The following is a 24,821-nucleotide window of genomic DNA, read 5'->3' as shown; positions in this document are numbered from 1 at the left end:
ACTTTCTGTGATTACATTTAACACAATGAAAGCCGTCTCTCCACTTTATTTCTGCCAAATAGCCTAAACAATCTAAATCAGTTTTGAATCTGTCTGTAAATTCTAAAATACTTTCTCCTGTAAACTTTTCCATTTTTAAAGATAAAAAAATATTAGTAATTATCAGAACACCTCAATTAATTTTTTTTTTTAACTTTAATTCTTCGATGTCGGCATCCCTTTTTTCTTTCTTCATTCCTAATCTAATAAAGCAAAAACACCCATATAAAAATTGGCTATCCAAACTAAAGCAAACAATGAAATTAAATAACCTCGCCAATCTTGATATAACAATTGAAATTTTATAAAAAATAAAATAAACAAGGTAACATAATGACTAAAACAATATTCGAAGGTAAATAAATAGAAAAAAATTCGTTTCAGAATTGATTTGCAAAATTTAGATTTTTGAATACAATAATTTCTTGGTTCAATAAAAATTTCTTCTCGCGTTACGATCCAAGTTACGCATGCAATGGGAATTGCTAGTACAAACAAATAAAAAAGATGTGTAAGTAATTCCATTGTATCACTTTATTCAACCTATTTATCTTCCTTAATTGGAATAATAAACATTGGTATTTTAGTTTTTGCTAAAACACTTTCGGTAACACTGCCCATTACTGCTTTTTCGAGCCAATTTTTACTGTGCGATCCTAAAACAATAATACTTGACTGCAATTTTGAGGCTGTTTCTAAAATAACTTTGGCAAAATCACCCTGCTCTGCAATAATTTCTATTTCAGGATCTTTTAAATGCGTTTTTATTTTTTCTAAAAAATTTTTAGATGATTCTATCAAACTATCGTTGTTGTCGATATTAAAAAAATCATAGCCGTAAAATCCGAGAAAAGGTGCAGAATCCATACTGCTGTAATAAACTTCATCAGCAACAACATGAAGAAAAACGACTTTGGCGTGCATACTTTTTGCCAATTCATATCCCTTTTCTGCAATTTTTTGAGCGGAAAGTCCATAATCTAATGCAATCAAAATCTTTTTCATAGTGACTTTATTTAAAAGATGTTTTAGTAGAATCTTCTTTATAAAGGTACTTAACATCAACTTTTATACATTATAAAACTCTTTTTTTATGTTATAGAATTAACATATTACGAAACCGATATATCATTGATAAATATTATGCACGCATAGCACATTATTCGAAATATTATCATAATTTTGTGCTTCGATTTTCAACAAATACTCAACACTTATGAAAATATTAGTTTGCATCAGTCATGTGCCTGATACGACTTCAAAAATTAATTTTGTAAACGACGACACTCAATTTGATACCAATGGTGTACAATTTGTCATTAATCCTAACGATGAATTTGGATTAACAAAAGCTATTTGGTTTCAAGAACAACAAGCAGCAACTGTTACTGTTGCCAATGTAGGCGGTGCTGATGCCGAAGCCACTTTGAGGAAAGCATTGGCGATTGGTGCTAACGATGCCATTAGAGTTAATGCCGTTCCAACGGACGGTTTTTTTGTAGCCAAACAATTAGCAGAAGTTGCAAAGAACGGCGACTACGATTTAATTATCTGCGGAAAAGAATCCTTGGATTATAACGGTGGTATGGTTCCTGGAATGTTAGCTGCATTACTAAATTATAATTTTGTTAATTCTTGCATTGAGCTCAATATAGACGGAACATCAGCCAGAGCAGCGCGAGAAATTGATGGTGGAAAAGAAATTATTTCGGCTTCTTTGCCATTAGTAATTGGGGGTCAAAAAGGATTGGTGGAAGAAAAAGATTTACGTATCCCAAATATGAGAGGAATTATGACCGCAAGAACAAAGACGCTTACAGTTCTTGAGCCAATTGAGGCAAACAACAATACCAAAGCAGTAAAATTCGAAAAACCTGCATCAAAATCTGCTGTCAAATTGTTTTCGGCGGATGATTTAGACGGACTAATAAATGCATTACACAACGAAGCAAAAGTGATTTAATTACAAATTACGAATTATTGAAATCTTTAAATTTTTCAATTATTTAATCTTTAAATTATAAAAAAATGTCAATATTAATTTATGCAGAATCTGTAGACGGAAAATTTAAAAAAGTAGCTTATGAACTGGCGTCTTATGCCAAGAAAGTAGCCGATTCATTGGGAACCAATGTAACTGCAGTTGCTATAAACATCGATAATGTTTCAGATTTATCAAAATACGGAATTTCAAAAGTCTTGAAAGTATCCAATTATACATTGAAAAATTTTAACGCCAAAGCTTTTGCCGATGTCATAAAGCAAGCGTCCTTAAAAGAAAATGCTGAACTAATTTTGCTTTCTTCCACAACAGATAGTTTGTATTTAGCTCCTATTGTTAGTATTGGTTTAAATGCGGGATTTGCCTCAAATGTTGTTGGATTACCTATTAGCACTGCGCCATTTCAGGTTAGAAGAACTGCTTTTTCAAACAAAGCCTTTAACACAACGGAAATCAATACAAATGTAAAAATATTAAGCTTGGCCAAAAACTCTTATGGTGTTTTTGAAAATGCGACCACTTTAACAGAAGAAACCTTTTCACCTTCTTTAAACGATACTGATTTTAATGTAAAAATTGAATCTGTAGAAAAAACTACCGGACAAGTCACCATCGCTGATGCTGATATTGTAGTTTCTGGAGGTCGTGGTTTAAAAGGTCCAGAAAACTGGCATCTTCTAGAAGATTTAGCAACAGTTCTAGGAGCTGCAACGGCTTGTTCGAAACCCGTTTCAGATTTGGGTTGGAGACCACACAGTGAACACGTGGGGCAAACTGGGAAACCTGTGGCCGCTAATTTATACATTGCTTTAGGAATTTCGGGAGCTATTCAACATATTGCAGGAATCAACGCCTCTAAAATAAAAGTAGTTATAAATACAGATGCTGATGCACCATTTTTTAAAGTTGCTGATTATGGTATTGTAGGCGATGCTCTAGAAATACTTCCGAGATTAACCCAAAAATTAGTTGCCTTCAAAGCTCAAAACACATAAGACGTATTTATTAATTCATAAAAGAGTCACTAGAAATCTAATAATCTGATGGCTCTTTTTTTGTGCTTTCTTTTTTTGAAGCAAAAACTTTTTGTTACTTTACGTCCTGAAGTTTTGGAACAAAGTTTCGGTACATTTTATCTTATAATTATAATACGAGAAGTCAAATGACAAATTGAAATGAATATAATCCTTATTTAAAGATTATTTCAAATCTGAAATCTAAAATCTAATATCCGAAATCTAAAATCTAAATGAGTTTAGTAAAACTAACTATTAAGGGAATATCCTATAGCCAAACGCAAAATGGTGCGTATGCTTTAATTTTAAATGAAGTAGATGGCGAACGAAAATTGCCCATAGTCATTGGTGCTTTTGAAGCACAATCAATTGCTATTGCTCTAGAAAAAGAAATAAAACCTCCAAGACCTTTAACGCACGATTTGTTCAAAAGCTTTGCCGATCGTTTTGACATTGTGGTAAAACAAGTCATCATTCATAAGTTAGTTGATGGTGTTTTCTATTCGAGTATTATATGTGAAAGAGATAAAATTGAAGAAATAATTGATGCCCGAACTTCGGATGCTATTGCTTTGGCATTACGGTTTTCGGCACCTATTTTTACTTATAAAAACATTTTGGACAAAGCAGGAATTTACCTTAACAATCCTACAGAATTAGAAAACCAAAATCCCGATGGTGATGGAGTACTTTCAAAACCTGAAACCTTTGGATTAGAAAACGAAGGTAATACTTCGGTCAATATATATAAAACTATGAACTTATCGGAACTCCACGAAGCTTTAGAAAAATCGGTTCAGGATGAAGATTATGAAAAAGCAGCGAAGATTCGTGATGAAATATCAAAACGAGAAAGTTAATTCGGCTGTGCGGTTATTTGGTTATCGGAATACAAATAACCGCATAACCAAATCCACATAAAAATGAAACAATATCACGATTTAATGCGGCATGTTTTAGAAAACGGATGCCAAAAAGGAGACAGAACAGGAACGGGAACCAAAAGTGTTTTTGGTTATCAAATGCGATTTGATTTGAATGAAGGTTTCCCTATGGTAACCACAAAAAAACTGCATTTAAAATCTATCATCTATGAATTGCTTTGGTTCTTGAAAGGTGATACTAACATTAAATATCTTCAAGAAAATGGTGTTAAAATTTGGGACGAATGGGCCAATGAAAATGGTGATTTAGGTCCCGTGTACGGTCATCAGTGGCGTAATTGGAATAGCGAAGAAATTGACCAAATTACTGAATTAATTGATACGCTGAAGAAGAATCCAAACAGCAGACGTATGTTGGTTTCTGCATGGAATCCCTCGGTTTTGCCCAATACCTCAAAATCATTTTCCGAAAATGTTGCAAACGGAAAGGCAGCTTTACCACCTTGTCACGCCTTCTTTCAGTTTTATGTTACCGAAGGAAAATTATCATGTCAGTTGTATCAAAGAAGTGCTGATATTTTTCTTGGTGTTCCTTTTAACATTGCCTCTTACGCACTGTTTACAATGATGGTTGCACAAGTTTGCGACTTACAAATTGGTGATTTCATCCACACGTTTGGCGATGCGCATATTTATAATAACCATTTTGAACAAGTAGAATTGCAATTGTCACGTGAGCCAAGACCATTGCCAAAAATGATTTTAAATCCTAAAGTGAAAAACATTTTCGATTTTACTTTTGAAGATTTTACGCTGATAGACTATGATTCGCATCCTCATATTAAAGGCATTGTAGCTATATAATTTAGCAAAAAAAATACTTAAAAAAAACGTTTTGCAGTTTTATTGATTTCCATTAAATGGTGATAAATAAAATCTAGATCAACTAGAATTATCAGTTTATTGGTATAAAAAAATAGTCTAAACCATTCTAAAAAAACATAAGAATTTGCCAAGCCAGATTTCTATTAGGTGCTCAAACGAACGAACCGTATTTAGTTAAGGCAAATGCATCATTTTAGAAAATTGACTTTATTTTAATTATAAATGTTTTTTATGTTTATCATTATAAACATAAATAATAATATATGGAATAAAATTTTTAATTTTGCTGCATCAAAAAACAAAAAAATATGAAAAAGAATTTTTTTATTTCAATTGTTATTATTGTAACACTACAGTTACTTGTTAGCTGTAAATCTGGCATTACAAATGAACATGTTAAAAAGGACATGAAGACTCCTGAAATAGCTTTTAAACATAATCATGTTACAACAAAAGCCGAGCAAGATGCCTTAACTCCGGACCAAGTTCTACGTGAATTTAAAGAAGGTAACAATCGTTTTAATAGCGGCAATTTAACCCAACGAGAGCATTCAGAAGAAATTAGAAAAATTGCCACAAATGGACAGTTTCCTAAAGCAATGGTTTTAAGTTGTTTGGATAGTAGAGTACCTGTTGAAGATGTCTTCGATCAAGGTATTGGTGATGTTTTTGTTGGTAGAGTTGCCGGTAATTTTGTTAATACTGACTTATTGGGAAGTATGGAATTTGCATGCAAAGTAGCTGGAGCAAAACTCATTATTGTGATGGGCCATCAGCATTGTGGTGCCGTTAAAGGCGCAGTTGATGATGTACATTTAGGAAATATCACTGCTATGTTAGCAAATATAAAGCCTGCTGTGGCTATGAGTCAAAATTTTGAAGGAGAGAAATCGTCAAAAAATGAAGCTTATGTGAAATTAGTGTCAGTAAATAATATCAAGTATACCATTTCTCAAATACGAGCCAAAAGTGAAATTTTAAGAGATATGGAAAACAAAGGTGAGATTAAAATAGTTGGGGCTTTTTATACGCTGCGAACTGGCAAACTCGAGTTTATTAACTAATTCTTTTCAGATAAAGATTTTACCATTTAAAATATAAAAATGAACTTTAATTTACTCCTCGAAAATTTAACCAACCCGGCATTATTATTCTTTGTTCTTGGCTTAATAGCAGTCTATTTAAAGAGCGATCTTGAAATACCACCCAATTCATCAAAATTTATTTCCCTTTATTTGCTATTCTCAATTGGTTTTAAAGGTGGACAGGAACTATCTCACGAAACATTTACAAGTGAAATTGGATGGTCTATGCTTTTTGGTGTAGCCCTTTCAGCACTAATTCCTTTATATACTTTTTTTATTCTAAAACGGAAGCTTACTATTTTTGACGCTGGCGCAATAGCAGCAGCATATGGATCGGTAAGTGCGGTAACTTTTGTAACTGCAGTTTCGTATTTAGAATCGCAACAATTAAGTCTTCATGGTCACATGGTAGCCATAATGGCTTTAATGGAGTCGCCTGCAATCATCATTGGTTTAGTCTTAATTTCTATTTATAATAAGGAAGAAACAACCCATAAAATTAAAATTCCTTCAGTAATAAAACACTCATTAACTAACGGCAGCGTGCTTTTAATTTTGGGAAGTTTACTTATCGGATTTGTGGCTAATGCAAAACAAGCAGAAGGAATTAAACCATTTACAAACGATTTGTTTAAAGGTTTTCTCGCGATATTCCTTTTAGATATGGGTATAACCAGTGGTAAAAAACTTAAAGCATTCTTTTCGTTTGGAATTTTTCCATTTGTTTTTGCAATACTAATTCCATTGTTAAATGGATGTGTAGTTGCTTTGTTAAGCTCTATTGTCACGAGTGACATTACTAATAGATTCATTTTTGCTGTTTTAGCTGCCAGTGCTTCCTATATTGCTGTGCCAGCTGCCATGAAAATAACTGTGCCAAAAGCTAATCCTGGGTTATATTTACCAATGGCACTTACGGTAACTTTTCCCATAAATATTACAATTGGTATGCCTTTATATTTACTAATTGTACAACACTTTTAGAAAAATAGGATTTTAACCAATACATTATCTAGCTCTTTTGTAACAAATAATTAGTTTCAGAAGGTTTAAATATTTTAAGTAAATACTTTGACTTTCAATACAATTAATCTTTATCGATATAGAACCTGTCCGAAAAATAGAATCTCTAAAATAACCTGTTATTTTGCATATTTAGCACGTCAAAAAATAAAGAGTATTCGGTAAATAAGTTGGTTTTTACTACCTAAAGAGTTCTTTGGCTCCCAGTTATTATTATGAGAAAGATATAATCTTAAACGTTTTATGTATATTCGTTTTTTACAAATAAAATTATAAAAGCTATCGCCAATGCTTTTTAACTCTATTAATTTTGCGATATTTTTGCCAATAGTGTTTACATTGTACTGGCTTTTAGCTAAACAAAATCTTCGTTTTCAAAATATTTTACTCTTAATCTCAAGCTACTTTTTTTACTCTTGCTGGGATTGGCGATTCTTATTTTTATTGATATTTTCCACCGTATTGGACTACTTCACAGCCATACAAATAGCGAAAACCTCGAATAAAAAATATAAAAAATTTTGGTTTTGGTTTAGTATAACAGTTAATCTAGGATTTCTAGCTGTTTTTAAATATTATGACTTTTTTATTACATCATTTGCCAATGCTATTGCTATTGTTGGAATCAATACAAATCCCTATGTATTACACGTGATTCTTCCGGTGGGGATTTCATTCTACACTTTTCACGGGTTATCGTATGTGATTGATATTTATAACAACCGAATCAAGCCCGAAAAAAACGTGATAGACTACGCAGTCTTTGTAAGTTTTTTTCCACTTTTGGTAGCTGGACCTATAGAAAGAGCCACGCATTTGTTACCTCAAATAAAAGAAAAAAGAATTTTTGATTATTGTAAAGCAGTCGGCGGTATGCGACAAATTTTATGGGGACTTTTTAAAAAAATAGTCATTGCTGATCAATGCGCCCATTATGCCAACATGATTTTCATTAACCATGCAGAGTATTCAGGAAGTACATTAGTTTTGGGATTGGTGTTTTTTTCGTTTCAAATTTATTGTGATTTTTCAGGGTATGCTGATATTGCAATTGGAACAGCTCGATTATTTGGTATTGACTTGTTACGCAATTTTGCTTTCCCCTATTTTTCAAGAAACATTGCAGAGTTTTGGCGACGCTGGCACATATCACTCACAACATGGTTTAGAGATTATATTTACTTGCCTTTAGGCGGAAGCAAAGGCGGGAAATGGGTAAAAGTGCGCAACGTAATGTTCATTTTTTTAGTCAGTGGGTTGTGGCATGGCGCCAACTGGACATACATTATTTGGGGATTACTAAACGGGCTTTATGTGTTGCCAACTATTTTGTTTACTTCTGGCAAAAAAACTACCGAAATAGTTGCGGCAGGCAAATTTTTACCAACCTTAAAAGAATTTTTGTCAATTATCTTAACCTTCATATTAACACTTTTTGCATGGATTTTATTTAGAAGTACATCTATAAAAAGTGCTATTAGTTATGCTTCAGAAGTGTTTTCAAAGTCACTTTTTACAGTGCCAACCGTAAGACCCACCAAAATATTTTTATTAATTTTGATTTTCATGACGATAGAATGGCTAGGACGCGAAGAACAATTTGCCATTGCAAACGTGGGTGCAAAATGGTCGAAGGGGTTGCGATGGTTGTTTTATTATCTGTTAGTTTTAACTACTTTATATTTCGCTGGCGATGAGCAGCAATTTATTTATTTTCAATTTTAAATGAAAAAATTTTGCTTCCATATAGCCTTGTTTCTAGTACCATTATTGTTGATGGTCCTACCTCCTATCTATATTTTAAAACCTACAGGTGAAAACTTTACATCGATAGACAATATTATCCAAAAAAAAGAAAACTACTTGATTGGTTACCTTTACAACGAGAAAAATTACAATTATTTGAAATGGAAAACTATAATAAGTCAGGACAAATACCAAGTATGGGCATTGGGTTCCTCAAGAGTTTTGCAATTTCGAAGTCAAATGTTTGACAAATCTTTTTACAATGCAGGCTATACTATTTCGAGTATCGGTCAATTTGTTCCTTTCATAAATAGTGTCCCAAAAGAAAAGCGTCCCGATTATCTCATTATCAATTTAGACCCGTGGATGTTTAATGCCTCGTGGGACAAACTCAACACGAGTTATGACAACAGTAATTGGTCAAAATCGTTTCAAAAAAATGCTAATTTAACTACCATCGTTAGCGTTTGGAAAGACTTATTTACCCTCAAATATAGTTTTCAAGTCGCCGAAGATAAAGATGTCAAAAAAATTGGGTTAAATGCCAATTTTAACAATACAGGTTTTCGAAATGATGGAAGTATGCGTTATGGTGGTCAGTTAAGAAAACTACTTTCAAAAGACAAAACAGCAAATGATTATAATTTTAAAGGAACCTTGCATCGGATTGCAAGCGGAAATAACCTGTTTAAATTTGGTAAAACCATTAATCCAAAAGCATTAAAAAAACTTGATGAATTATTGCAATACTGTGCAGAACAAAATATAAAAATCATTGCTTTTATTCCTCCATTTGGCAACGAAGTAAACAAGTCGCTTTTGCAATCTAATCACTACCAATATATGGATCTTTTGTATTCAAGTTGTGTTCCCATTTTTAAAAAAAACTATGCCGAATGCTATGATTTTAGGTATTTAAAATCAATTAATTCTGATGATAACGAACTTATAGATGGTTTTCACGGCAGTGAAGTTACCTATTTAAAAATTCTCATAAAAATGTTGAAATCAAATTCGGTTTTGAATAACACCTCGAACTTGGACAAACTAAAAACCGATTTAAAAAAATCTAAAAATAACTATGAAGTTTATCCTTAGTCACTTACTGATTAAAATGACAGAATGTTTCATGCAGGCTAACAGTTGACATCGTTTTGAAGTTTTATTTGTGTTTTTTGTATTAAGCTTTATTTCTACACTTTAGCAAATTAAAAAATAATGAATTATTTATCTAAAATCTCTGTTAAAACCTCTGATTCTGTTCCGTTGGGAAATGCAACTTTTATTTTTTGTGCTAGGGTTGGCGTTATTTGAGTGATTGCCTTTTTCACGTAGCATTCGCCTTTTTTGATGTTCCAGCCATAGAAAATACAGGGCACATGGGTATCATAACTATAAGGTGTGCCGTGGGAAGTTCCGGTTGCACCGTATTCAATGTAACCTGGTTTGTCTAAAACTATTAAATCTCCATTCTGTGTGGCATCATATCCTTTCGCGATGCAATTCAAATAGTAATCATTGCCACCATTCGCTAAAATTTCTTCTTCGGAATAGACTCTTTTTACCTGATCTTGGGTTATCAAATAGTCTTTAAAAGCTTGCTTCACTTTGTTCAAATCCAAGCTTTTGGTTTTTAGTTTTTCTCTATTAAAAAACAAATTGAAATTAGAATAATTCAGCACCAAATCATCGCCAAACATATCCGTAGAAAATTTCTTCAGTCCTTTAATTATTTCTTTCGATTCTACATTGATGACATTGTATTTGTTATCGTTTAGGAATTTCGCATTTTCGGCTCCTGCATGATCGGCAGTAAGAAACATAAGATAATTTCCTTTGCCCACATTTTTATCCAAATAGATTAAAAAGTCAGCAATGGTTTCATCTAATCTTAAATAAGTATCTTGTAATTCCATTGATCGTGGTCCTAGAATATGTCCAATATAATCAGTAGAAGAAAAACTAATAGTCAGAAAATCGGTGATGTCATCTTTGCCTAACTGTTCATATTCGATTGTTTTTTTGGCAAACTCTTCCAACAAGTCGTTTCCATAAGGTGTGTAACGGAGAATTCCGGCATCATTTTTTACCGAAAACATACTTTTTAAATCATAAGGAAAAAGAGGCTTAACACCGTTTAATTTGCCTTCATATATAGAATCATCGGGTAAACTTTCGTTGTAGGTTGATACTGGTTTTAATAAATCCCAACCTTTATTAATATAAGTCAAAAAGTGCTTTTCGTTATTGAATTGCGTAACCCAGCTAGGCAATACGGTTCCGTAAAAAGTGCTCGAAATAAAAGCGCCTGTTTTACTATACCAAAATGCCCAATTGGCAAAATGTCCAGCAGGAAGAATAGCACCACGATCTTTTAAACTCATTCCTATAACTTTTCCCTTAAAATTTGTTGCCAATCTCAATTCGTCAGTAATGGTTGTTGTTTGTAAATTTTTGGGCGACATTTGTCCTTCTTCTTTGTCGCCATCGCCGAGTGTTTGTGTTGCAAAATCATCTGTACAATAAACCTCTTTCCCAAGTTTTCTGCTAAACCATTCGTTGCCAACTATACCATGAGTGGCTGGCGTTGTTCCCGTATAAATAGAAGCATGTCCTGGTGCAGTATATGTTGGCATATAGTTGTACTGCATGTTTTGAAAAGTGTATCCGTCATTCATTAATCGCTTAAAACCATTATCTGAAAAATCGCTCTGATAGCGGTATAAATATTCCATTTTCATTTGGTCTACGACTATTCCAACGACGAGTTTTGGGCGTTGTTGAGCGGACAGATTTGAAATAACCAATAGGAATATATAAGAAAGAAGCTTTTTCATGAGTTATTATTGTTAGCCACAAAAGTACATATTCAAACCTAATGTGTTAAAAAAAAATGCACTCCATCACGGTGTGCATTTTAGTAGCAACAAAAAATAATTAACAAAAAACAAAAAAATTATTTCAAAATCATAAAGGTACATCTACGATTAGTAGCATGTTCTGCTGGTGTACAATCGTTTTTTGGGCATATAATCAAAGGTTTTGTTTCACCATACCCAACAGAGCGCAATCTTTTTCTATCAATACCGTTTTGAACCAAATATTCTAAAGCAGATGCAGCTCTTTTATTGGACAACCTTAAATTATACATATCAGATGCACGGGAATCGGTATGCGCACCTATTTCGATTTCCATGTATGGATATTTTTTAAGAATGCCCAAGAGCACATTCAAAACTTCGGCAGCTTGTGGTTTTATATTCCATTTATCTAAATCAAAATAAATGTTTTCTAATTCAATCAGTATGGTTCCGTCCGCTTGTTTGTTGATGATATCTTCGGCATCGTAATAAGATTGAACTTTCATTTGCAAATCGATATAAACTTTACCTTTTTGACTGGTATCAAATTCGGCTTCGGCAGGAATATAGAAATCTTTGAAAGCCATAATTTTGTATTTCTTGTTGGGCTCTGTATTAAAATCGAAAGTCCCATCTTTACCCACTAAAATTTCTTCTAGCAAAGTACCTTTGTCATCGAATAATTTGACTCGTGCGCCAGGCAAAAGTTCGGTTGTTTTCACATCACGAACTTCTCCTTCAACCAAATATTGCAATTTGTTGTCTTCCTGAATAAACGTATACAAATTATCATCTCCAGTTCTATTGGAGGCAAAATAACCTTTGTTAGTTTTTTCGTCGAGAATGAAATTAAAATCATCCATTTCGCTGTTGATGGTTGCACCAAGATTAAGCGGTTTATCATATTCATTGTCGCTTAATTTTTGACTCATAAAAATATCAAGGTTTCCATTACCTTGATGTCCATCAGAAGCAAAATAGAGGGTACCATCTGTTGTTAAAAACGGAAATTGCTCTCGATGTATAGTGTTAATTTTTTCTCCTAAATTCATTGGCTTACTATAAGTACCATCATCGTTGACATCGACCACATAAATATCCATAGAGCCCCCAAAAGAACCGGGCATATCACTGGCAAAATATAGTTTTTTTCCATCTTTGGTCAAAAAGGGATGCTCGACCGAATAGGTATCGCTTGAGAATGGCAACAAGGTTACCTTATCCCATTTTCCATTGACAAATTCGGCTTTGTAAATTTTTATCATCGCCACTTTTTCGTTACCAATTTTAACCTGTTTTTCGCCACTTCTGTTGAAATACATAGTTTTTCCATCGGCACTAAACGTGGCATTACTTTCGTGTTTCTTGGTATTAATCACTTCTGAAAAAGGTTCTACTTTTACCAATTGTCCTTTGTCATCTACCGATGCTGAAAACAAATCCAGATAAGGTCTGTCATTCCAACCATAAGCTTTTTCTGCGGCATTTCTATTGGATGCAAAGACTACTTTATCTCCGTAAAACGAAATACCAAAATCGCCATTAGTTTTGTTCTTGGACATCATTTGTAGCTTGAAACTATTGGGTGTATTTCTAGTTATGTTTTTCATAAATTTAGGTGTGTTTTGTTCATAACCTAAATATTCTGACATGACTGCATCGCCTTTATCAAAATTATTGATGCCCTTTAAAGCATTGGCGTACCTAAAATAAACTTCTTTATTGACACTGTCTTTGTAGCTAAAAAATAACTGTCCGTAAGCACGAACGGCATTGGTCATTTGAAAATTATTGTAATAACAATCGCCAAGGTTTTGCAGCACTTGTTTTGACTGTGGCAATTGTTCGTAAGCTTCTGCAGCTTTTACGTAAGATTTACTAGAAAACAGCGCATTGGCTTTTTTTACACTAACTTTTTTTTGGGGAAAAAGAGTGGTGATACTGCAAAAAACAAAAAGTATGTAGTATAATTTTTTCATAATTTTCATTTAAAAGAATCGTGGTGATTTATCATATCCTTTGCCTGAAGACGATAGTTTATTGAGATCTAAATCAAATAGTAAAAATACTTCGTGAGAACCAGAATTGAAATTTCTTAAATTGGATACTGTGTAATCGTATGAATAACCTACGCGTAAAGTTGGCGTAACATAAAAACTGACTAATCCGCTGACAGAATCTCCTAATCTGTATCCAACTCCGGCTTCAAATTTGTTATTAATCAGGACGTTCGTTGTTAAATCCAAAGCTACTGGTGCACCTTGAACACCTTTTGCCATAAAAGCTGGTTTTAGTTTAAAATTGTCGTTTCCGTTAAAGGTAAATACATAACCGCCTGTTAAGAAAAAATGTACTGCTTCTACACCGCTTCCAGCATGACCGTTTATGGTTTCTATGTGCCGTGAGGTCATCAAATTTGGGGTCGAAAAACCTACATAATAATTAGATCCAAACAAATAGGTTCCTACACCAATATTAGGAAACGTGCGACTAATGTTATTCTGAAATGCGGGATCTGGCAACGGATCTGTATATTGAAATCCATTAAAATTAGTATCAAAGAGCGTCACTCCGGCTTTTAAACCCAATGATAATTTTGTGGTTTCGTTTAACGGTAAAACATACGCAAAATCAGCGTAGATATTATTTTCTTTTACCACATTACCAATTTCATCATGTACCACAGAAATACCCACTTCAACTCTTTTTGACATGGGTTTGTGTACAAAAAAAGATTGTGTTGTTGGTGCGCCTTTTATTCCAACCCATTGTGCACGATACAATCCGCCTATATTGATAACATCCTCATTATCTGTTGCATACGCAGGATTGATTACACTCATGTTATACATGTAATGCGTAAACTGTGGATCTTGTTGTGCCTGTAACTTTGAAGTCAAAAAAACAAGAAGTAGTAATAAAAGATATTTAATAATTTTATGTTTCATAGTTGTACTCATTGCTACTTATCTGTTTAGATATACTCTACCTTGAATTGGTTTTTTTATCCCATCGTTAAAATTTAGAATATAGAAATAAACACCTGTTGGCAGCAAATTATTTCCTAAATTTAAACTTTTTTCGGTAGTTGTTCCTCCCCAATTATCTGTGCTACTATTTCCTGTATAAATCAAACTTCCATACCGATTATATATTTCTAGATTGAAATTTGGATATAAGATAGCAAGATTTGGAATTTCAAACGTGTCGTTGATGCCATCATTGTTAGGCGAAAAACCATCAGGAATTACAATATCACAAACCGTCAAATCCACCTTAACGGCAAGTCGTATTACGCTTTCGCAACCACTAGCAGAGGTAAACGTTCCATAATAAATAGTTCCATTTACTAAAACATCTGTGCTGTTGTAAGCCGTTCCTCCTGTATTTGCATTATACCAAATTATGGTTGGAGTTCCAACAATATTGGCCGACAAATTGGCAACTGTTGGAGCCGGAGTAAGTGTTCCGCAAAAAAGATTTCCGTTTGCAGTTAATACAGGTGTTGGTAATGAAGCAACATTTAAAGTTATTGAAGGAAAGACAGTTCCTGTAATACCACACGTTGTTGAAGAATTCAACTGATTAAAACTTATGGAGCTACTTCCATCATTTACTATAACAGTTCCAGGAATGTTAAAACTTGTCGACCCACTCACAAATGTTACCGAAACTGTAGCCGTTGAAGTGTTAACTCCTGTCAATTGATAGGTTAATAAATACGTTCCATTGGGTAAACTACTAGCCCCTGAAATGGTAACCAAACTTCCGTTATTTATACAAGTAGCTTGAGCCGAAATTGTAGCCCCCATAGTAACTGGAATTGGATTAATAGTAAAGTTTGCAATGGCAGTTACGTTGGCATTAGAACAGTTAGTTGTTGTAGTAATTCCAGTAATAGTTAATGTGTAATTTGAAGAAGTTGTAAAGAACGATGCAGGGATTGTAAACTGACCAACGCCTGCAGTTACCGTTACATTTCCTGTAGTATTTGTAGAAGGAGTTGCTGTTGGAATAGTATAATTAAATTGATATATTCCGTCAGGGAGATTTATTGCACCAGCAATATTTACAACTATATTGTTCCCAAAACAAACGTTTGCAATACTCAAATTAGCATTATCAATATTCACCAAAGGATTGATGATGAGTTGTGCTGTAACATTGGTTAATGTATTGGTACACGTTGTGGCGTTATTAACAATACCGGTAAATGTTATAATGGTAGTTCCCGCATTGGGCAGAGAAGTCGTTGGAATTGTAAAACTTCCAATACCAGAAACAATGGTTAAAACCACTGATTGATTCGCTAATGTATTACTTCCCGATAAATCATAATTCAAAGTATAGACACCATCTGCCATTGTACTGAAATTCACAATTGAATTAGTTCCAATACACGTTTGCGAAACGGATATATTGAAACCGGCTAATTGTGGTTTAGCCAAAATAATAAATTGAACAACTTGCGTAACAACACCACAAGCATTAAAAACCGTATAAGAATAGCTGTAAGTGCCTGGAGTAAAATTTATTATATTTATTTGAGAAGTTACGACCACCGATGCACTATCTGTCCATATACCTCCGCTACTTTGTCCCGTCAATAAGGTATTCAAATCTAAAATACCAACCGAATTACATAAGGAGGGTGGCACTACAGCCGTACCTGCGGACAATGGTGCAACAACTCCAAAAGTAATATTGGCGTCTTGACTAGCGTTGGAACAACCCGAAGTAATCGTAATTCCGTTAATCGTAATGGTATAGTTGCCAGTGGTTCCAAATACAGATGCTGGAACAGTAAATTGTCCTACACCTCCTGCTATAGTAACGTCACCAGAGTTTCCAAGTGGTGGTGTTCCATTAGGAATAGTGTAATCAAATTGATAAACACCATCGGGCAGATTAACAGCATTTGAAATTTCTACTACTGCATTTAATCCAATGCAGATAGAGGAAACAGCTATATTAGTAGTACCAATTTGCACCAACGGATTAACCGTTATCGTTGCAAAAATACCTGTCAATGTTACTTGACAAGTTGAAACGGCATCTTGAATAGTATTAAATGTAATAGTTGTGTTACCAATATTTGGAAGACTAGCAGCAGGAATTACAAAACTTCCTGTTCCACCTGAAATTACGATAGTCACAATTTGATTTGCCAATGTGTTATTTCCACTTAAACTATAATTTAATGCATAAGTTCCATCTACCATTTCAGATAAATTAACAACTGCAGCTGTGCCGACACAAACTGCTGTATTAGCAATATTATTGGAGATTAAAACTGGATTTGACAGAACTATGAACTGAACATCTGTGGTACGAGTTCCACAAAAATTTGTAACCGAATAAGTATAGGCGTATGTTCCAGCTACAAAATTACTAATAGTAACGGGTGATGGTGTAGACCAAGTCCCTCCTACATCCTGACCTGTTAATAAAGTATTTAAATCTACAGTTCCAACTGAAGTACATAATGATGGTGGTGCAACAACCGTACCTGAATTTGGTAATGGATTAACAATTACGGTAACTGTTGATGTTGCATTTGCACATGGAGATGATCCAATAACTGTATAAGTAAAATGGTAAGTTCCAACACCAACTATTGATGGATTGAAAATATTATTGCTCAAAGCGTTTGTTGCATCATTGTCATTCCAAGTTCCCGTTCCTTGGGTTCCATTTAATCCTGTGAACAAATCAAAGGAAAATATATTAGTACAGGTATTTAAAGTCTGGCCCGTCCCGCCGCTATTAGGCGCTGTAATTATAGAAACTGTTACTGTTGCCGTTGACGGTGTAACACAAGTTCCTCCTACCGTGTAAGTGTAGGTTCCCGCTACATCAACTGCTGGATTAAATACGCCTGTTCCACTGACAAGTATCGGTGACCATGTCCCACCAGATTGTGGCGTTCCCCCTAAAGAAAGAAATAAATCTTGTGGATTGTCATTAGAACAAAAAGTTTTAATTCCACTAGTTCCCGCATCTGGAACTGGATTAATTACAACTGTGGTTTGCCCTGGCTGGCTTGGACAAGTTGTGGTGCTATTGGTAGCAATAACGCTGTAAACTCCTGCTGTTGTCGTGCTAAAGGTAGCCACGTTGCCCGGATTGGTCGCTCCTGATGGAACCGTCCATGCATAACTATAGGTTCCGGCTGGACTTGGTGTTGCCGTTACTGTGGATGGTGTGCCTGCACATGCTGGTGTACTGGTGACTGTTACCGTGGGTATCGGGTTAATAGTAATAGTAACCGTCGAAGTATCTGGTGCGCACAATGCGGAAGTTACGGTATACGTAAATACATAAGGACTTCCTGCTAAAGTCATAGTCGCTGGAATTACCGTTCCTTGTGAACCATTTGACGTTGGTAAAGGACCCGTCCAAACCCCAGTACTATCAGGTGTTCCTCCTAATAAACTAAACAAATTAAATGGAGATGTCGTGGAGATTTGAGTACTACAAATTCCTCTTGAGCCATCAGTCCCAGCATTATTTGGCTCATAAATATTTACCAGCACTTGTAACCTATTACTACTCTCACAAGGAGGATCAACAGTTGTCGCATAATAAAATTGACCGTTAACTAAAGGAGTTGATAAATCTAAAGGGATGCCAAAAGTTGAAGTTAAATACCAATTATTATTTCCAGAAGCTACTAAATCTGCAACTGTAGGTAAAGCTCCTGTGTTACAAAATTCTTGTACGGCACTTCCTGTTGGAACAGGAACTAATCCAACATTTACGAATAATTGTAATCTTGAAGATTCACACCCTGTATTAGGATTAGTTTGACTGATGTAATAAATTGTATTGTCTGACAAAACAGCTGAATTAGAAAGTGCAGTTCCACCAGAGGGGGTGGTATACCATTTTAAATTAATTCCAGATATCACAAATTGGGGGTTTGAAGGCGTTGCCTGACTTATACTAGTTACACAGACCCCTTGAAAATTTGCTCCAGTTGGTGTAGAATAAATTGTAATTGTGACACTTTGCCTCGTTCCACAAGTTCCAGTGTTATCATCTGCATAATAAATATTCCCATTTATTAAACTTGTTGCGCTCGATAAAGCAGTAGTCGAATTTGACGTAGCATACCATTTAATTCCTCCTCCATTGTTAGTAGCAACAAGACTGGCAATTGTAGGCGATTGAGTATCACAAAATGATTGGGCAGCATTTGCAACTGTAGGGCATTGAGAATAAACATTATTATATCCAAAAAGTGATAATAATAAAACGAAATAAATAAAATATTTTTCAACAAGAGTAGTAATTCTCATAAGCAATTCAAATTAAAACAATTTTTTACTCCATAAAAATGCTGTCTAAACTACCATTAGTGAATAAAATTAATTTAATCTGATATTAAAACAGTATACTCCGAAGCTAAAAATGCTTCTACTATATTACAGATAATAATAATTAGAGAATTTGACTTATTAAAATCTTATAAACAAAATAATAAACATTAAAGAAGCAGGTTTTCTTTAATAAAATTTACTTAATTTACTGGAATAAAATAACTTATAATAGCTTATGGAATACGAAAGGAGTTACTAACAATTTTAATATCGATTTAAAAATAAAAAAATGTTAATAAGTTTACACTAATAAACCTATTAACAACCTGATGTTAAATTTGAATGAATTTAAAAAGTTATAAATAAATACTTTTTGCTAATGATTCAAATTCACGAATAATCTCATCAATAATTTCTTTTACCGATTTAATTTCATGAATCAATCCTGCAATTTGACCTATTTCTAATTCACCTTCAATTAAATCGCCTTCAAACATTCCTTTTTTAGCTCTTGCTCTTCCTAAAAGTGTTTTCAATTCATCCGAAGTTGGGCATTTTGAGTACAACTCTTGAATGTCATTATAAAATTTGTTTTTTATCAATCGTACAGGTGCAAGTTCTTTTAAAGTCAATTGGGTATCTCCTTCTTTTACATTAAGAATAGTATTTTTGAAATTTTCATGTGACGAACTTTCATGAGAAGCTGCAAATCGTGAACCCATCTGAACACCATCGGCACCAAGAACCATGGCTGCCAACATGCCTCGACCCGTTGCGATTCCGCCCGCTGCAATTAAAGGAATATTAATTTGTTCTTTGACCATAGGAATCAAGGTAAATGTAGTTGTCTCTTCTCTGCCATTGTGTCCTCCTGCTTCAAAACCCTCGGCAACTATTGCATCAACTCCTGCCTCTTCTGCTTTTAAGGCAAATTTAGAACTGCTTACAACGTGCACAACCGTAATTCCTTTCTCTTTTAAATAACTTGTCCATGTTTTAGGATTTCCTGCCGACGTGAATACAATTTTTACATTTTCTTCAATAATAATTTGGATAATTTCCTCAACATTGGGATACAACATTGGTACATTAACCCCAAATGTCTTGTCTGTAGCTTTTTTACATTTATGAATGTGTTCCCGTAAAACATCAGGATACATAGAACCAGCACCAATCAAACCTAAACCTCCGGCATTACTCACTGCGCTGGCTAATTTATAGCCACTATTCCATATCATTCCGCCTTGAATAATTGGATATTGAATGTTAAAGAGTTGACTAATTTTATTCATACAAGCGGAACATTTTTTTATTAATTTTTAAAAATTTTTCCAGATTGCATGCACGAATTACTTTTAATTTTATAGAAATAAATTCCAGAAATTAAATCGGATAAAGAAACCGTTGTGTCAGAATATTGAATTTTTTTCTCAAATAGTAATTGTCCCAAAGCATTATAAAAACTAACTTGTGCTTTGTCTAGATCATTTGGGAAAGAAAAAATCAATTGATCATAAACCGGATTGGGATATACTATAAACCTTTCTTGTATAGTATCATTTACAGAAAGTAAGGCATTGTTTAAAGCCAATTGAAAATTCGGAATTCCATATCCATATTCCACTGTTGGGTTAGTAAATCTATCTGCTGATTGTTTTACAAAATCTACTACTTGCTGATTATTTAAACTAGGAACCGCTTGCCAAAAACTAGCAATTGATCCAGCCATAATGGGGCATGAAAAAGATGTTCCGCTAACTGTTACAATAGTTCCCGTGGTGTTAGATACTGTTGCATTTTGTCCTTTGGCCATTACGTCGGGTTTTACTCTTCCGTCAAAGCTTGGGCCTATAGAGCTAAAGGCTGCATAAGTTCTGTCGGATTGAACAGCGCCAACCGCTAAAACATTGGTAGCTTCTGCGGGAACACCAATGTGTGGATTTATAGTTCCACCCGAATTCCCAGCACTTGCTACCACTATCATTCCTTTTGTAAAGGCAATATTTGCTCCTTGAGATGCAAACGCTGTATTACCCGTCATTTCTTCATAGGTATGACTGTAGTTTGTATTGTCGTATTCAAAATATCCCAATGAGGTTGAGATAATATCCGCTCCTAGTCTATCGGCTTCTTCAGCAGCTTGCACCCAATAACTTTCTTCAACAGGATTTTCGGAGCCAACATCTTCGGTAATAAATAAATAATATTGCGCATCTGGAGCTGTTCCTATCAACTGCCCATCTACATAACCTGTCATGCAAGATAAAGTCATCGTGCCATGAAAATGTGTAGAAAAAACGTCGGTATTAGCAGCGACATAATTGTAGCCACCTAAATATTGCCCATTGTTAAAAAATCTATTAAAAGGAATTATGGTATTTACACCTGTAAATCCCGAATCTAAAACAGCAATTATTTTACCAGTTCCAGTATAATTAGCTTGGTGTAACAAATTAACATTTAACATCTGAACTTGGTTAGCCGAAGTACCATAGTTAAAAAAATCTTGAACAATCATTTGCTTGTTTATCGTTTTGAATGGTTTGTGAATTGCCATTCTAGCATTTAAAGTTTTGTCTGCAAAATGAATATGATTTACAAAAGACAAATTATTCAATGCCTGAATATCGCTGATGCTTCCGCGGATATGAAGACAATTTAACCACTTGGATTTGGCTTTAACTTCTATTCCAGTAACCGATAAAACCGCATTGATATATGATTGTTCAATTGGTGCATCGTTGTTATTTAAAGAAATATTTTGAGCCATTCTTCTGTCTAGAGATCTTTGAGATAATTCAGATAAAGGATTGTCAAAAAAAGTTTGAACATTGGGTTTGTCATTAAAATAAACCCAAGCATCTTCTTGAGAAAAGCCATAATAACTGCATAGAATAAACAAGAAAAGAAATATTTTTTTCATCACTAACACAATTTGGAACAAGCTAATTTACGAAATAACCATAGAACTACCTAATTCTGCTTCGAAATTCAGCGCACGATTCTTTATTAAAGGAAGGAATTCAAGTCATATTTAGTTAATGATTTTTTAAATATCTATAAAAGTTTTACCTATGAAATTACTCCAGAACCTAGCAACTCATCACCTACATACCAAGCTACAAATTGACCCTCGGTAATGGCTGATTGGGGTTTATCAAAAGAAACATATAATCCGCTTTCATAATGATGCAAAGTTGCATTTTGCAATTCTTGACGGTACCGAATTCGTGCTGTAACTGTCATGTTTTCGCCATTTTCTAATTTTAAATCTTCTCGTATCCAATGAATTTCTGAAGGTTGAACTCGTAAAGTTTTTTTAAATAAACCAGGATGATTGGCACCTTGACCTGTATAGATTGAATTTGATTTTACATCGGTAGCGATAATAAAAAGTGCTTCTTTTGTTCCGCCAACATTTAGTCCTTTTCGTTGCCCGATAGTAAAATAATGAGCGCCTTGATGTTTTCCAACAACTTTCCCGTTTTGTGAAGTATACGAAATTCCTTTGGCTTCAAAAGCTAATTGTTCTTCCAATGAATGAAACTCTGGTATTGGTTGATGGTAAATCGGATTATTGGCATCGATTTCAAAAATCAAGCCTTCTATAGGCTTTAATTGCTGCTGCAGGAATTCGGGCAAACGCACTTTTCCGATAAAGCATAATCCTTGAGAATCTTTCTTTTCGGCTGTAACCAAATCTAATCGAGCAGCAATTTCTCGAACTTCTGATTTATTCAATTCTCCAATTGGAAATAACGATTTCGACAATTGTTCTTGCGATAATTGACATAAGAAATAGGATTGATCTTTGTTGTTGTCTTTCCCTGACAACAATTGGTAAACGGTTTTATCACCTGCTTTTATTTCTCCTTTGCGGCAGTAATGTCCTGTGGCAACATAATCAGCGCCAAGACTTAAAGCAATTTTCATAAAGACATCAAACTTAATTTCGCGATTGCACAACACATCAGGATTTGGCGTTCGTCCCTGCTTGTATTCGTTGAACATATAGTCTACGATTTTTTCTTTGTATTGTTCGCTCAAATCAACTGTTTGGAAAGGAATTCGCAATTTTTCAGCAACAAGCAGTGCGTCATTACTATCTTCGAGCCATGGACATTCATTGGAAATTGTTACCGAATCATCGTGCCAATTTTTCATAAAAAGACCAATAACTTCGTAACCTTGTTCTATGAGCAAATGCGCAGCAACACTTGAATCAACACCTCCAGAAAGCCCTACAACAACTCGTTTCATTTGTAACAAAAATTTTGCTACAAAGTTACCTTAAAATATGTGTAATTTCAAACCTGACAGTAGTTAAACTCTATATGTTAACAGCGAAAGTTATTTAATATCAACTTTTTTATCCGGCTCCATCGCTGGGTCTTTTGGCATGACGGGTCTTTTAAAATTTTTATTTATGTAGTTCATGTTGACTTCTTTCAATTTCCCTTTTTCAAGAACTTTCCACATGCCTACTTTCTTTCCGTTTTTAAAAATACCTTGTCCTACAATCTGGTTATTGGGATCTTTAAAAATAGCTAAACCATCGTATTCTCCATTTTTGTAATTGCTTTCTTCGAGTGCAAAACCGTTTTCAGCATAACTTTTATATTTTCCCTGTTTGATTCCGTTTTTATAACTTGTTTCTTCGGCAATTTTTCCGCTTTGATAAAAAACTTTTCTTACACCTTCTAACTTACCGTTTTTATAGTATTCTGAAGTCATTATATTGGGCAAATCTTCATGATAATATTTCCACTGACCATCAAATTGCTTATTAACAACTTTTCCTTCGCTAACTTTGTTTTTATTTTGATTGTAAAAAATGGTGTAGCACGAATTCTCTTTTGAACTGAATTCTCGGGTTGCAATTACAGTTCCTACTTTGGTATTATCAAAAAATTTGAATGTCCCTCGTTCTTTTCCATGGTCAAAAGTTCCTTCGTATCTAGGACGCTTTGAATCTTCATAAATCCCTTTCCAAATCCCTTGTTTTTTTCCGTTTTCATCTAGTTTATTAAATTCTTGGGCAAAAACCGAAACTGATATAAAAAAAGCTGCTAAAATATATTTCATGTTATCGCTTTGTATTTAAAAAATGTAAAACCTTGGTTGCAAAATTAAACTTATTTAGTAAACGTAAAATAGGCTTATTTAGTATTTCATCCCTATTTCACATGTTCAAAATTACTTCATTTGATTGTATTGACAAAAAGATAAAGAGAACCGATGATTGTTTTAAGAAAATATTAGGAATTTAAATTATTATTTTTATATTTGAAAAAAATTAAACACAAAATCAAATGAAAAAATTAATCAAAAGCATTGCAATAGCAGCACTAGTTTTTACTGCCTTTTCATGTAGTAAGGAAGAACAAAAAAGTTTTCAAAAAGTATCTATTGCGAAATTAGCAACGGTAACACCTGAATTAAGTATTTTTAAAGAAGCTCTTGATGTAACGGGATTAACTGCAACGTTTGAAGACGCAGGAAATTATACTGTATTTGTACCAACCAATACTGCATTTGCTAGCGTTCTTGGCGGAATGACTGTTACTGATTTTAATACCGCTAACCCAGGAGTACTTGCTAAAGTATTAAAATATCATGTTATTGCCAATGCAGGAGTATTGTCTAAAGATTTAACAAATAATCAAAGTGTGGCCACGTTACAAGGTCAAAATATTACAATCAACTTAATTCCAAATACTTATTATCCTGCAATCGATCCAGACTTAAATACGTATGAGCAAACAAGTATTTTTGTAAAAGACGCTATGAATAATTCTTCAAGAGTATTTGCTAGAGATGTTTTAGCTACAAATGGTGTTATACACATTATTGATGCTGTACTGATGCCTTCTAACAATTAAGAAAAGTAACTCTTTTTAAAATTAAACTTCTCAATACTATGGGAAGTTTTTTTTTGCAGTTTTTTTTTAGAAAATA

Annotated in this window: 18 protein-coding genes and 1 pseudogene; 9 read left to right on the top strand and 10 right to left on the bottom strand. The window is 33.9% G+C overall.

Translation table 11 applies throughout. From position 1 onward, the window contains the following. Both Q0Q96_RS10430 and Q0Q96_RS10425 read right to left on the bottom strand, forming a co-directional pair. Window positions 1-133: pseudogene (locus Q0Q96_RS10430) on the bottom strand (IS1595 family transposase); the annotation flags it as partial. 449 nt (window positions 134-582) lie between these two features. Continuing rightward, window positions 583-1,044 (bottom strand): universal stress protein, encoded by a 462-nt coding sequence (locus Q0Q96_RS10425; protein WP_293874894.1) that lies wholly within the window; start codon window positions 1,042-1,044, stop codon window positions 583-585. Between the two features lie 211 nt (window positions 1,045-1,255). On the opposite strand from Q0Q96_RS10425, the gene Q0Q96_RS10420 reads away from it, so the two are divergent. The 8 genes from Q0Q96_RS10420 (at window position 1,256) to Q0Q96_RS10385 (ending at window position 9,778) form a co-directional block, all read left to right on the top strand. Then, a complete protein-coding gene (locus Q0Q96_RS10420; protein WP_293874891.1) occupies window positions 1,256-2,002 on the top strand; it encodes an electron transfer flavoprotein subunit beta/FixA family protein in 747 nt (248 codons plus the stop codon). A 65-nt stretch (window positions 2,003-2,067) separates the two neighbouring features. Next, on the top strand, window positions 2,068-3,036 hold the full coding sequence (locus Q0Q96_RS10415; RefSeq protein WP_293874888.1) for an electron transfer flavoprotein subunit alpha/FixB family protein: 969 nt from the start codon (window positions 2,068-2,070) through the stop codon (window positions 3,034-3,036). A 254-nt stretch (window positions 3,037-3,290) separates the two neighbouring features. Then, window positions 3,291-3,917, top strand: a complete 627-nt coding sequence (locus Q0Q96_RS10410) for a bifunctional nuclease domain-containing protein (RefSeq protein ID WP_293874885.1) — start codon at window positions 3,291-3,293, stop codon at window positions 3,915-3,917. A 63-nt stretch (window positions 3,918-3,980) separates the two neighbouring features. Then, the gene (locus tag Q0Q96_RS10405; RefSeq protein ID WP_293874883.1) at window positions 3,981-4,805 is read left to right on the top strand and encodes a thymidylate synthase; all 825 of its coding nucleotides are present in this window, start codon (window positions 3,981-3,983) and stop codon (window positions 4,803-4,805) included. A gap of 428 nt (window positions 4,806-5,233) precedes the next feature. Then, a complete protein-coding gene (locus Q0Q96_RS10400; RefSeq protein ID WP_293874881.1) occupies window positions 5,234-5,890 on the top strand; it encodes a carbonic anhydrase family protein in 657 nt (218 codons plus the stop codon). A gap of 39 nt (window positions 5,891-5,929) precedes the next feature. Beyond that, a complete protein-coding gene (locus Q0Q96_RS10395; protein WP_293874878.1) occupies window positions 5,930-6,895 on the top strand; it encodes a sodium-dependent bicarbonate transport family permease in 966 nt (321 codons plus the stop codon). Between the two features lie 327 nt (window positions 6,896-7,222). Beyond that, on the top strand, window positions 7,223-8,659 hold the full coding sequence (locus tag Q0Q96_RS10390) for an MBOAT family O-acyltransferase (RefSeq protein WP_293874875.1): 1,437 nt from the start codon (window positions 7,223-7,225) through the stop codon (window positions 8,657-8,659). Beyond that, window positions 8,660-9,778, top strand: a complete 1,119-nt coding sequence (locus Q0Q96_RS10385) for a hypothetical protein (protein ID WP_293874872.1) — start codon at window positions 8,660-8,662, stop codon at window positions 9,776-9,778. A gap of 125 nt (window positions 9,779-9,903) precedes the next feature. Here the strand turns inward: Q0Q96_RS10385 and pafA are convergent, their stop codons facing one another. The 8 genes from pafA to Q0Q96_RS10345 all read right to left on the bottom strand — a co-directional run bounded on the left by pafA (window position 9,904) and on the right by Q0Q96_RS10345 (window position 23,948). Continuing rightward, a complete protein-coding gene (pafA, locus tag Q0Q96_RS10380) occupies window positions 9,904-11,517 on the bottom strand; it encodes an alkaline phosphatase PafA (RefSeq protein WP_293874869.1) in 1,614 nt (537 codons plus the stop codon). Between the two features lie 119 nt (window positions 11,518-11,636). Next, window positions 11,637-13,520 (bottom strand): OmpA family protein, encoded by a 1,884-nt coding sequence (locus tag Q0Q96_RS10375; RefSeq protein WP_293874866.1) that lies wholly within the window; start codon window positions 13,518-13,520, stop codon window positions 11,637-11,639. A 9-nt stretch (window positions 13,521-13,529) separates the two neighbouring features. Continuing rightward, complete coding sequence (locus tag Q0Q96_RS10370) at window positions 13,530-14,489, bottom strand: type IX secretion system membrane protein PorP/SprF (protein WP_293874863.1); 960 nt, start codon at window positions 14,487-14,489, stop codon at window positions 13,530-13,532. A gap of 18 nt (window positions 14,490-14,507) precedes the next feature. Continuing rightward, complete coding sequence (locus Q0Q96_RS10365; protein ID WP_293874860.1) at window positions 14,508-18,842, bottom strand: gliding motility-associated C-terminal domain-containing protein; 4,335 nt, start codon at window positions 18,840-18,842, stop codon at window positions 14,508-14,510. A gap of 377 nt (window positions 18,843-19,219) precedes the next feature. Next, window positions 19,220-20,155: a nitronate monooxygenase gene (locus tag Q0Q96_RS10360; RefSeq protein WP_293874858.1), complete on the bottom strand. Its 936-nt coding sequence runs from the start codon at window positions 20,153-20,155 to the stop codon at window positions 19,220-19,222. A gap of 20 nt (window positions 20,156-20,175) precedes the next feature. Next, on the bottom strand, window positions 20,176-21,786 hold the full coding sequence (locus tag Q0Q96_RS10355) for a S8 family serine peptidase (protein ID WP_293874855.1): 1,611 nt from the start codon (window positions 21,784-21,786) through the stop codon (window positions 20,176-20,178). Between the two features lie 149 nt (window positions 21,787-21,935). After that, window positions 21,936-23,123 carry a tRNA 2-thiouridine(34) synthase MnmA gene (gene mnmA, locus Q0Q96_RS10350; RefSeq protein ID WP_293874853.1) on the bottom strand — a complete coding sequence of 396 codons (1,188 nt, stop codon included), beginning with the start codon at window positions 23,121-23,123 and terminating at the stop codon, window positions 21,936-21,938. 90 nt (window positions 23,124-23,213) lie between these two features. Beyond that, window positions 23,214-23,948 (bottom strand): hypothetical protein, encoded by a 735-nt coding sequence (locus tag Q0Q96_RS10345; protein ID WP_293874850.1) that lies wholly within the window; start codon window positions 23,946-23,948, stop codon window positions 23,214-23,216. Window positions 23,949-24,175: 227 nt separating this feature from the next. Here Q0Q96_RS10345 and Q0Q96_RS10340 point away from each other — a divergent pair, with 227 nt between their 5' ends. Then, window positions 24,176-24,745, top strand: coding sequence for a fasciclin domain-containing protein (locus Q0Q96_RS10340; RefSeq protein ID WP_293874848.1), 570 nt, complete (start codon window positions 24,176-24,178; stop codon window positions 24,743-24,745). Window positions 24,746-24,821 lie beyond the last annotated feature (76 nt).

The sequence above is a fragment of the Flavobacterium sp. genome, from assembly GCF_025352015.1.
Classification (GTDB): Bacteria; Bacteroidota; Bacteroidia; order Flavobacteriales; family Flavobacteriaceae; genus Flavobacterium.
This window is presented reverse-complemented; position numbering and strand designations above follow the sequence as displayed.

Bases quoted from the DNA above. Each gene is read 5' to 3' on its own strand.
- Q0Q96_RS10370 (WP_293874863.1), bottom strand. From the start codon at position 14,489: ATGAAACATAAAATTATTAAATATCTTTTATTACTACTTCTTGTTTTT.
- pafA (WP_293874869.1), bottom strand. From the start codon at position 11,517: ATGAAAAAGCTTCTTTCTTATATATTCCTATTGGTTATTTCAAATCTG.
- Q0Q96_RS10375 (WP_293874866.1), bottom strand. From the start codon at position 13,520: ATGAAAAAATTATACTACATACTTTTTGTTTTTTGCAGTATCACCACT.
- Q0Q96_RS10355 (WP_293874855.1), bottom strand. From the start codon at position 21,786: ATGAAAAAAATATTTCTTTTCTTGTTTATTCTATGCAGTTATTATGGC.
- Q0Q96_RS10415 (WP_293874888.1), top strand. From the start codon at position 2,068: ATGTCAATATTAATTTATGCAGAATCTGTAGACGGAAAATTTAAAAAA.
- Q0Q96_RS10385 (WP_293874872.1), top strand. From the start codon at position 8,660: ATGAAAAAATTTTGCTTCCATATAGCCTTGTTTCTAGTACCATTATTG.
- Q0Q96_RS10405 (WP_293874883.1), top strand. From the start codon at position 3,981: ATGAAACAATATCACGATTTAATGCGGCATGTTTTAGAAAACGGATGC.
- Q0Q96_RS10400 (WP_293874881.1), top strand. From the start codon at position 5,234: ATGAAGACTCCTGAAATAGCTTTTAAACATAATCATGTTACAACAAAA.
- Q0Q96_RS10410 (WP_293874885.1), top strand. From the start codon at position 3,291: ATGAGTTTAGTAAAACTAACTATTAAGGGAATATCCTATAGCCAAACG.
- Q0Q96_RS10395 (WP_293874878.1), top strand. From the start codon at position 5,930: ATGAACTTTAATTTACTCCTCGAAAATTTAACCAACCCGGCATTATTA.
- Q0Q96_RS10425 (WP_293874894.1), bottom strand. From the start codon at position 1,044: ATGAAAAAGATTTTGATTGCATTAGATTATGGACTTTCCGCTCAAAAA.
- Q0Q96_RS10390 (WP_293874875.1), top strand. From the start codon at position 7,223: ATGCTTTTTAACTCTATTAATTTTGCGATATTTTTGCCAATAGTGTTT.
- Q0Q96_RS10340 (WP_293874848.1), top strand. From the start codon at position 24,176: ATGAAAAAATTAATCAAAAGCATTGCAATAGCAGCACTAGTTTTTACT.
- Q0Q96_RS10345 (WP_293874850.1), bottom strand. From the start codon at position 23,948: ATGAAATATATTTTAGCAGCTTTTTTTATATCAGTTTCGGTTTTTGCC.
- Q0Q96_RS10360 (WP_293874858.1), bottom strand. From the start codon at position 20,155: ATGAATAAAATTAGTCAACTCTTTAACATTCAATATCCAATTATTCAA.
- Q0Q96_RS10420 (WP_293874891.1), top strand. From the start codon at position 1,256: ATGAAAATATTAGTTTGCATCAGTCATGTGCCTGATACGACTTCAAAA.
- mnmA (WP_293874853.1), bottom strand. From the start codon at position 23,123: ATGAAACGAGTTGTTGTAGGGCTTTCTGGAGGTGTTGATTCAAGTGTT.
- Q0Q96_RS10365 (WP_293874860.1), bottom strand. From the start codon at position 18,842: ATGAGAATTACTACTCTTGTTGAAAAATATTTTATTTATTTCGTTTTA.